General features: G+C 46.1%; 8 protein-coding genes. 2 read left to right on the forward strand and 6 right to left on the reverse strand.

All coding sequences use genetic code 11. The features are described 5' to 3' along the window. The 5 genes from ACQY6Q_RS07240 to ACQY6Q_RS07260 all read right to left on the reverse strand — a co-directional run. The coding region (locus ACQY6Q_RS07240; protein WP_427979628.1) for a LysR family transcriptional regulator at positions 1-270 on the reverse strand (270 nt) is incomplete at its 3' end. Between the two features lie 81 nt (positions 271-351). Continuing rightward, the gene (locus ACQY6Q_RS07245; RefSeq protein ID WP_427979630.1) at positions 352-1902 is read right to left on the reverse strand and encodes an FUSC family protein; all 1551 of its coding nucleotides are present in this window, start codon (positions 1900-1902) and stop codon (positions 352-354) included. 20 nt (positions 1903-1922) lie between these two features. After that, complete coding sequence (locus tag ACQY6Q_RS07250; protein WP_427979632.1) at positions 1923-2783, reverse strand: efflux RND transporter periplasmic adaptor subunit; 861 nt, start codon at positions 2781-2783, stop codon at positions 1923-1925. A gap of 15 nt (positions 2784-2798) precedes the next feature. Further along, complete coding sequence (locus ACQY6Q_RS07255; protein WP_055734526.1) at positions 2799-3014, reverse strand: DUF1656 domain-containing protein; 216 nt, start codon at positions 3012-3014, stop codon at positions 2799-2801. 15 nt (positions 3015-3029) lie between these two features. Beyond that, the gene (locus ACQY6Q_RS07260) at positions 3030-4442 is read right to left on the reverse strand and encodes a serine hydrolase domain-containing protein (RefSeq protein WP_427979634.1); all 1413 of its coding nucleotides are present in this window, start codon (positions 4440-4442) and stop codon (positions 3030-3032) included. Positions 4443-4538: 96 nt separating this feature from the next. Between ACQY6Q_RS07260 and ACQY6Q_RS07265 the strand changes: the two genes are divergently transcribed. Further along, positions 4539-5450: a LysR family transcriptional regulator gene (locus ACQY6Q_RS07265; RefSeq protein ID WP_427979636.1), complete on the forward strand. Its 912-nt coding sequence runs from the start codon at positions 4539-4541 to the stop codon at positions 5448-5450. A gap of 61 nt (positions 5451-5511) precedes the next feature. On the opposite strand, the gene ACQY6Q_RS07270 is transcribed toward ACQY6Q_RS07265, so the two are convergent. Further along, entirely contained in the window at positions 5512-6714 is a 1203-nt protein-coding gene (locus tag ACQY6Q_RS07270; protein WP_427979638.1) for an NnrS family protein, read from the reverse strand. Positions 6715-6894: 180 nt separating this feature from the next. On the opposite strand from ACQY6Q_RS07270, the gene norR reads away from it, so the two are divergent. Then, a complete protein-coding gene (norR, locus tag ACQY6Q_RS07275; RefSeq protein ID WP_427979641.1) occupies positions 6895-8472 on the forward strand; it encodes a nitric oxide reductase transcriptional regulator NorR in 1578 nt (525 codons plus the stop codon). Positions 8473-8774 lie beyond the last annotated feature (302 nt).

The following is an 8774-nucleotide window of genomic DNA, read 5'->3' on the forward strand; positions in this document are numbered from 1 at the left end:
GATTGGAGACAAGAGTTGTCGAAGAGACTCAAGAGGTTCACCTAAAGCCCTATTTACTGATAAAGCTTTTTCAGTCGGAATTAGATACTGCCCTTGACGTGTAAATAGAGGATCCGATAACAAGTCACGTAATCGACCCAAAACTCGACTCATTGCAGACTGACTTAGATTTAAACGATCTGCTGCCCGGCTGACACTGCGCTCCTCAACCAAAATTCGCAACGCCACTAATAGATTTAAATCCCGGCGATAAATATCTTCAACTTCCATGCGCTATCTTAAGTGGCTGAATAATATTGCTAGTGTAACCAATAACTTGGCAAAGCACCTGTGTTAACTCAGGCTGCCGCCCTAAGCCTGCTGGCTCTTTAGCGGCAACAATTGCTCGATAAACATCACCGAGAAACGAAGCGTCATTAAACTAATCAGTATTAATAACACCATGGTAAATGGCGAGTTCATATCATAGTGTGGCGTAGCACTCATTGCCCCCATAGTCAGCGATAGCAACATCTGAGTGCCAATCATCTGATAGGCCTTAAGCTTAGGCGCGGAGCAACCACGCCAAATCACCAAGGTATTAATGAAGTAAAAAGCGGCCAACTGCCATATTTCACTCAGGGTGGGCAATAACAGGACAAACTGTGTTAGCACCAAAGTGGCCGATATGATAAATCCCCAAAAGATCGGTTTAAGCGCCTCACTGGGATAAATCCCTAAATTAAACGAAAATGACGCCGACAGCATGGGAAATATAAATGAGCCAGGCAAGGGAATGAAGATCCACAAAGCAAAGCCAACACCGATCGAAAACACCACTTTATATACTAACAGCATTCTTCGCTCAACATCATTTGCCAAGCGTTTTAACCAAGGCTGAGTTTTTTCGCCTATATCACCATTGTGACGCCAGCGTCGCCGATAAGCTCCGCGTATTCTTTGCAATGCTTCTGCCGCATAGCTATCAGCCGCTAGCAATTGCTGAGCAAAATCACTGCTTGCTTGATCAGTTAAGCTTAAGGCATCTTCCACCTTATCCAATACACTCACATCTAGCTTGTCAACAGCCAATAATAGACGCTCTAAACGGCCAATAAACCGTTGTAAAACAACCACTAAAACGGGCACTTCTTGACTGGGAATTTGTCCACGATTGGCCATAGTGATGGCTTGATTAAGCTGTAATAAGCTAAGCTCTAAGCGCTCGATAAAGTGCTGCCAGTGTGCCTGTTGATAACGTAACAAATAGCTATCACTCAGGGGTAAAGACAACAACTCTTTCAAGCTAGCTAACGCGGCTAAATCTAGCTCTTGTATCGCTTCTGCTGGCTCACCAGCTAAATCAGATGACTTAGTTAAATGCTGCTCTAACAACTTAGCTTGTTGCTTAGCCTCTGCCAACAACTTAGCTAAACCGTTAAAAAACACCTGCTCGGTACGCACCGGCCAAATAAACGTAAATACCGCAGAAAAACAGAAAACACCTAATAGGGTTTCCTGAATCCGTAAGATGGCATAGTTAAACGAAAGATCACCATTAAAGCCGCTAGAAAAACAAATAATCGAAGTCACGGTAAAGATGGTGCGGAACAGATAACCGTTATATTGGTCGTCGGCCAAATAACACATAGTGGCGGCAAACAACAAATAACAAGCAATAAAAGCAATATGCGCCTGCGAGAACAACTGCAAGGCAACAAAGGCCAGAATAATGCCGAAAATTGTCCCCAGCACCCGATGACGCCCTTTACGAATAGAGTGACCATAGGTTTCGTTATTGGCCATTATGATTACCGTAAGGGCTGACCAGTACACCTTGTCCCAACCCAAGGCCAGCGCACTAACAATCGCCAAGGTTAAGGACAATGCGACTTTAATGGCTTGTTTATTTGCTGTACTCATTGCATTTTTACTCAGCAGCGCTAAACGCCTTTAATGATAATGGAAGCAGAAGTGCCAACGCGTAATTGAACATCATCAGGCAATTGACTGACTTTAATTTTTACCGGTAAACGTTGCGCCAAGCGAACCCACTGAAAGGTAGGGTTTACGTTAGGTAACATATAACTGCCGGTACTACCGTCTTGCTGGGCAATACCATAACCAATGCTTTCCACTACGCCACTAAATGGGCTGTGAGGGTAGCTCATTAGGGTAATTTGCGCGTCATCGCCCATGGCGATTTGCTCGATGTCGGTCTCTTTAAAAAAGCCCTCAATCCAAAAACTATTTTCATCAATCAGCGCTACAATCGGCTGGTTAGCCACCACTTGGGCGCCTAAGGCCAAATGCAGATTAGTAATGTAACCATCGGTACTGGCGTACACTTTAGTAAAACCAAGATTAAGCTCGGCGTCATTTACCGCAGCTTGGGCGGCTTTAACATTAGCAGTAGCCGACTCTACGGCATTGTCGAGGTTATTTAAGCTTAGGGTAGATAAACTCCCCGGCGTTCTTTGCTCTAAAGCACGGCCTCGATGTTGCTCGTTTTGGCTGCGCTCTAAAGCGGCTTGTGCTTGAGCAAAGTTAGCCTTGGCTTTATCCAGCGCTACTTGATACACCCGAGGGTCAATTTCAAATAACAAGTCACCTTGTTTCACTCGCGTATTGTCGGTGACATGCAGCGCTACCAAAGGACCGGTCACTCGTGAAGTCACCTCCACAATATGCGCCCGCACGTAACCGTCGCGTGTCCAAGGGTTTTCAATATAATGTTGAAACTTAACGGCTACTAAAACCAAGGTTGCCGCAACGATCAATAAAGTAACTAATTTGGCTTTCATTTCAGTAACCTACAATTAACTGGGTATAACAAAAAAACTTAGCAATACGCTAAATATGGTGGTGAAACACAGCTCAACTAAGGCTGGCAATACAATGTAACGCTGCAGGTTGAGGCGGGCTAAAGTCAGCATGCTAAAGCGAGCCAATAAGTAACCAAGGCAAACCACCATCAACAAAGGGGGCAAATAAACTTCCCCCAAGGCCAACTCTTTAGGAATAAAACTCGACATGATTAGTCTCTCTGCTTAAACAAGTGGGCTAGTATCTAATTTACTTACAACCAACTGTTTGGCCGCTTCGCGAAAATACCCCAACATTTTGTCTTGCTGCAGCAAAGCCCCCTCTTCACGTGACGAAAAATACACCCCCACAAAATCTCGCGCTGGGTCGATATACATGCCCTGCCCCATTAGACCGAGCTTATACATGGCACCATCTTCAAAAATCCCATCAAATTGAAAGGCGTTGGTGATGGGCTGCTGGTTAAAAATGTGTTTAGCAAACTGAGCCGGACGCCCTAAAGCAAAAGCCTGCTTAGCGTTCGCTTGGTTGTAGATCAGCGCCAATAAGTCGCTGTTAACTATTTGCTCTGCCGCTGCAACCTGCCAACTTGGGGTGAACTGCAAGGCAAACTTAGCCGCATCTTCTAAAGTACTAAGGGCTAAATCTTGTGCTACCAAATTGCTTTCAGGTCGCAGCGCAAAATACATGGAACGCGCAGCGTTCAACTTGCCCCATACTCGCTGGGAAAAAATATCTACCCATGTTTTCTGTTCTAGTTTTTCCGCAATATGCATTAATAAACAGCTAACAATGGAGCTAGAACGATGAATTTGGCCAACGTTTTCATTTGGTAAGGGTTCGGCCTCGGCGATCAATTCGATAAACTGAGACAGACACATCGCCTTACTGCTAGCTTGGGCAAACTTGCTGCGATGGAACTGAGTCACGTAATCACTCAAGTCTTGGTGTGCATAACAACCGTCTTCAACGTCTAAACCGGTACTCATGTTCAGCGCGTGACGCAGCGATACCCGATCCCAATTGCTGCCCATCAGTCTAGGTAGGTAATAACTGATCGTGGCGTCTAGCTCTATCTTTCCTTCAAGGATCAGTTGGCCAATTACCACAGTCACTAAGGTTTGTGACATAGAAAACCACACGTGCAAGTCATGCTCTTGCATACCAGGATAAGCTTGGTAAACCACTTTGCCCTGATGCACCATCATCAAGCCCTGCACACGCTGCTCTGGACGAATGATGTAATTTTCCAAGCTAAGCCCAGCTGGCTCATCAGCCAGCAGTAACTGACCTAAGTGATGCTGAATCTCTATATCCAACGGACGATGAGGCTGCACCGAGCTACACAAGGCGGTTGGCAAAAATTCGTGTAAACGTAAGTGATAATACAAAGCATGGTCGCCGCCTAAGCGAAAGTGCTCGGGGCTAAACCAGTGATGGGCCTGCTCAGAGAATTCCGCACTAAAACCGTGTTTAGCGAAGGCTACCGGCAATGTAGCCTTGGCCCCTGGCGAGAATGCGTTATGGTTAAGCGCAGAATTGCCGCTATTGTTGCGAGCATTTGAGCGCAGACTTGACGACAACATCGCCGCATTGCTACTCAAAACAGCTTGCCTAACCTCACTGGCTGATTTCATTTTTCACCGTAAATGACTAATAAGTTGGATGGAATAGCGGCCATCTTAATGCTAGTCTTGCACTAGTCACACTCGTACTTGACGGATCAAACCCTCATGAATTTTAGTTTGGAACAGCTGCATACTTTCGTTGCTGTGTATGAAAATGGCTCCTTTAGTGAAGCCGCTGTGAAACTCGGAAAACATCGCACCACGGTAGGCCAGGTCATCACTAATCTTGAAGATGTATTAGCGGTAGATTTGTTTGAACGGGTTGGCCGACGGACCATTCCCAGTAAAGACGCCCAGCTGCTATACCATTACGCTAAACTCACTACCGCGCAGGCCCAAGCCTTCGATAAAATGGCCTTAAGTTTATCTTACGGCGAATTAGAGTCGATAACCTTTGCCTATTGCAGTTTCATGCCCAACGACGTCATCGTAAGAATAAGGTTGGCCTTAGAGAAGCATTTCCCCAGCTTAAAAGTGAACTTTATCATTCGTAACCAGCATCAAATCAAGCAAGGTATAGATGATGATGAGATCCACTTCGGCTTAGTCAATGTTGACGAACGCACCGCCAGAAACAGCTTTAACTCAACGTTTTTAGCCTATGTGAGCTTTGGTTTATACGCAGCCACTAACCATCCGCTGACTCAACTACGTAAACAGCAAGTTTATGGGGGCTTAAAAACTCACCGCCAGCTGATTCTCAAATCGCACTTAGAAGATGGCCTAGGGAAAAAAATTAGCCTCTCTCCCGACATCGAAGAAGTAGACGACATTGCTTTATTAATCAATCTGGTGCAACAGGGAATGGGTTACGCCTTGCTGCCCCGAATTACCGTTCATGAGCTTAAACAAGTATTAGACTTATGCGAATTACAAAGTGATGAAATCAGAGATCACGTGCGTTTTCCGGTCTCTTTGTGGAGCCCGCATACAAAGGCTGCCTTAGGGATTAAAAAAGTGATTAGTGAGGCGGTGGTAGATTACATTAAAGAAATACGAGCGAAAGATTGGGACTAATAAACGCGCCGCTTATTTCGCAAATCTCGATACAAGCGGCGTGGCTTAAGCGCTAAACAAATTACCCAGGATGACCATCGGCGCGCGGGCTTAATAGCAAGGGGCTAAATTTAATCACAAATAGACCAAATGCCGCCACCCATAAGGCCCCCGACAGATTCACCAATAACAACAAATGTTGTGGCCACAAAGCTACAGCAGCGCCTCTTAATAAAGCCGCCAACATAATCGCAGCAAAGGCTGACCACATGCTAGGGCCAGCATACACTTCACGCCCGGTATGCCCCAAGCTCACTCGCACTATCATGGCGAGGATCAGCCCAGCAATAACGCCAATTGCCAAAATGTGAATCATTTGATGCGAAACCCACACGGCATTGCCCGTTAGCCCTAACATTGCTAGGCCTTTAATCAATAAGGCGAGTGGAATACAGCCATAAGCGAGTTGTAACGACCATAACAAAGGCTCCTTAAGGCTTAACCACGGCCGCCAACGCAACCAACGAACTAACTGGCTAAGCGCGGCCAACAATACGATAGATGTGCTAAGTAAGTGATCGGTTAAGGGGAAAAAACTTAAAATAAACAACAGCAGTAACGTGGTATTAGCAATACCATCAAGCCACAATAAAGGCTCGGCCTTGGGATGGTTTAAGCGACGCGCACTGAAAAAAGGAATCACCCGCCCTCCCATGATGGAAATCAACATCACAAACCACCACAGCATAGCCTGCCACACAGCAATGGAAGGAAAAGGAGGCATGCCTTTAATGGTGGCATAGCTAGCAAAGTTAGCCACCGTCGCTAATAGCAAAAACCCGCCAAAAATAAGGTTCTTATAACGTTTGGTCCGCAGCACTCTGTGACTTAAGGCATAGGCTGCCGCAAGCAGAAACAAGGCCTCTATAGAACTGATTAACCACAGCGGTGTATTAGTCCAAAATAACACTCTAGGCAATAACCACAGCAAAACCAAAGCCGCTAAATAAAGGCCTCGAGTACCGGCTATACCAGTCCAGTTTTGTACCGCCGTGAGTAAAAAGCCCACCACTATGGCCATGGCGAAACCAAATAACATTTCATGAACATGCCACCATAATGCTGGCACTTGCAACTGGCTTGGTTGGCCATGTTGAAAGGCATACAACCAAATCAGTATTGCCAGCACGGCATAAATACTACCCAACAAAAAGAAGGGCCTAAAGGCTAAACGTAATAAGGGGGGAGTGTTATCTTCGGCACTTTTATCCGTGATCTTCAACATTGTTTGTCACTACCTAAACCGGGTAAACCAGTACGATAAAGCTATCGCACAAAACCACTAACATTGCACAAACCGTTCCAATTAATAAAATATTGATTGTATTGGGTTTTATTTTTAAGCCTTGACGCATTGTTGTAATAAATACATCATTCAACTAAACCTAGCACCTGCCGAGATGTCATGAGCCCAGTTCCCGCCGCCCCAACCACCGAACAAATGCTGCTTGAAATTGCACTAGAGCTAAATAGCGGCGTGCCATCAACTCAACATTATCAAAAACTAATAGACTCGCTACAGCGTGTACTTGCTTGTGATGCCAGCGCGCTGTTTACTCTTGATCAACAACAACAGCTGGTGCCAGTAGCGAGCAAAGGCCTTTCCAGCGAGGTGCTAGGTAGGCGCTTTTTGCCCGAGCTTCACCCAAGATTGGCGATGATTTTAGCCAGCCGCCAACCGGTGCGTTTTGCCGACGACTCTCCGCTACCGGACCCTTTCGACGGTTTATTTAGTGACGATCCTCACCATGAAATTTCCGTGCATTCTTGCATGGGCTGTAGTTTATACGTGGGCGACAGCCTAGTAGGTGCCATTACTTTCGATGCCCGCCAACCGGCCGCCTTTGACCATGTTAGTGATCATACCATCAGCACATTTGCTGCCTTAGCCGCCGCCAGTATTCGTAATATTAGTCTGTTTGAAGCCTTAAACCGCGCCAACCAGCAACAACGTTCGGTAAACCAATTATTGATCGACGAAGCCCGCAATAAAGGCGGTAAGCTCATCGGCATTAGCCCTCAGCTAAAACAGCTAAAAACCAATATTCACACGGTGGCTCAATCCAACTATGCCGTATTAATTAGCGGCGAAACCGGCACAGGCAAAGAAGTGGTGGCTCATCAAATTCACGCGCAGAGTTTACGCAACCAGCAACCCATGGTGTACGTTAACTGTGCGGCGCTGCCAGAATCATTGGCAGAAAGTGAGTTATTTGGCCATGTGAAAGGAGCCTTTACTGGCGCCAATAACCAGCGAGCAGGTAAATTTGAATTAGCCGATGGCGGCACCATTTTCTTAGACGAAATTGGCGAGCTGCCCCTGTCCTTACAAGCCAAATTATTACGCGTATTACAACAGGGCGAAGTTCAGCGCGTAGGTGCTGACAAAAACTTGCAGGTGGATGTACGCTTAATTGCCGCCACCAACCGCGATTTAGAGCAAGAAGTTACCGAAGGACGCTTTCGTTCGGATCTATTCCACCGGCTTAAAGTGTTTCCCATTCATGTGCCGCCACTGCGTGAGCGTGAAGGAGATATTCCGGTATTGGTGGGCTACATACTCGACAACATTCGCCGCCAGTTTCACCTTAGCACTCTGCACATTCACCCTAAGGCTTTGCAGCTCTTAGAAGCTCAGCCTTGGCATGGTAACGTAAGAGAACTCGAACATAGCTTAATGCGCGCGGGCTTGCATGCCATGCGCGCCCAATCAAAAGTGATTGAGGTTAAGCACTTCATGAGTGAGTTAAAGCTAGATGACAAAACCCAAGAGCTAGCATTTGGCTTGCCCGCTGCCCTGCCCAGCCAATCAATATCGATGCGCGACGCACAGCTAGCCTACCAAAAGCAATTAATTGAACATGCGCTGGCAGTGAACGGCGGAGTATGGGCGAAGGCGGCTCAGTTTTTACAAATGGATAGGGGTAATCTGTTTCGACTGGGTAAAAAACTGGGGGTAAAGGTCGGCGCTAAAACCCAATAAATAGCAAGGTTGTATAATTAACATCAATCGATGTCAATTATACAACAACGTTCGAATAAGCGACTACTGTAAGCGGCAAGCTGGTCTATATCGCCCACTTAAACAGTGAGAAATTGATGGCGACTTTTTTGCGGGGCTTTGCAAAAAATGCGACATGATTTTGAATCCGATTTGAAGTGCTTGTTTGGAGGAGCTCAAAAACACCAGGTATCCAACAAGCATTATCGAATGCTTACTTGAAATCCCAAGGTCTATTTGCGCTACGAGATGGATGGATAAAGCTTCACCATTCTAAGTGAAAC

It is taken from the genome of Agarivorans sp. (assembly GCF_050295395.1).
Taxonomy (GTDB): domain Bacteria; phylum Pseudomonadota; class Gammaproteobacteria; order Enterobacterales; family Celerinatantimonadaceae; genus Agarivorans.